Source organism: Bacillus sp. AY2-1, assembly GCF_008368965.1.
GTDB lineage: Bacteria > Bacillota > Bacilli > Bacillales > Bacillaceae_G > Bacillus_A > Bacillus_A thuringiensis_S.
In genome coordinates, this window is sequence record NZ_QPEL01000314.1 from 1 (window position 1) to 1,160 (window position 1,160).

Here is a 1,160-nt window from a genome sequence, read left to right on the forward strand (position 1 = left end):
TCTAGGTTTATATACAACTTTCTTTTCATTGTTAAATTCTAAAATAGATACACTCTTTCCATTTTTATGTGAATCACCCAATCCCAAATGTATATATTCTAATGAGATGTTTTTATCATTAGGGAAAAATATGTTCTTTATTTCCCAGTAATCATCAGAGTAGTGTTTAAAAATTTCTGTAGTATTTACAATTGCCTGACTAGTTATCTCAACAAGGGCTCTTGCAAGGACTGGGAGTTCTTGCAATAACTCTTGTTGATAGTCTTTGTTTTTCAAAAACGAATTTATGTAATAACTAATATAATCTTCCTTATCTTTTCCATCTGCTTTTTTTCTTCTATGGAAGTCCCAGACAATTGATCTACTACAAATATCTTTTAAATGTATAAATAAAGAATTTTGTAATTGTTTTACAATAGAATTTGAATTTATTATGCCATTTTCAAGTTGAAGTATAAATTGAGATACCTTTTTACCGAAATATTCAGTGAAAGGAAGAACAAAAATACCTATATCTTTTAGATCATAATCAATTGAATCACGATTATAGTTATCAATTATTTCGAGTAAAGTGGTAACCCATTCTAATTCAACTTTAGAGGAAGGGGTATCCCTACAGTGCAAAATCCCTAAAAATGCTTCGTAAGGTATATTCTTTTTTTCGATTCTATCCTTCAAATTATTCAAGTCAAAATATAAAGATTCATTCCAATAATCTTCTATATTCTTTATATTATAATTTTTGGAATCGCATTGAGGACTAATCTGTCTCTCATGTATATATATACCCTTTATAAAATTTGAAAACACTTTGTTTCTTTCCTTTTGCATATAAGGCCCCCCTCTAAGTTTTTAACTATTATCTACATCTACTACTACAAGCTGATGTAGGACAAGATTGATGTGATCTATCCACAATATAAATGCCAACAGCCACTGCTCCAGTACCAACAGCACATGGTACAGTAGTTCGTGGATTTACCTCTACAGCCCCACAAAGTTCTAATAGCTCTTGTTCATCAACAAGACCAATCATTTCAAATTCGTTTTTATTTTCCATTATTTTCATCTCCCTTCGCTTACAAATATTACTATATTAAAATTTCCATTTCAATACATTTTTTTAAAATATTAAACCAATATGCAATATTGCATATTGG

Annotated in this window: 2 protein-coding genes; both read right to left on the reverse strand. The window is 29.3% G+C overall.

Features of this window, described 5'->3' with window-relative positions; translation table 11 throughout:
- Window positions 1–831 (reverse strand): DUF4135 domain-containing protein (locus DN403_RS30755; RefSeq protein ID WP_149186128.1); only part of this gene is annotated, 831 nt, incomplete at its 3' end.
- Between the two features lie 28 nt (window positions 832–859).
- Window positions 860–1,060, reverse strand: a complete 201-nt coding sequence (locus tag DN403_RS30760; protein WP_179958964.1) for a class II lanthipeptide, LchA2/BrtA2 family — start codon at window positions 1,058–1,060, stop codon at window positions 860–862.
- Between the last annotated feature and the right edge of the window lie 100 nt (window positions 1,061–1,160).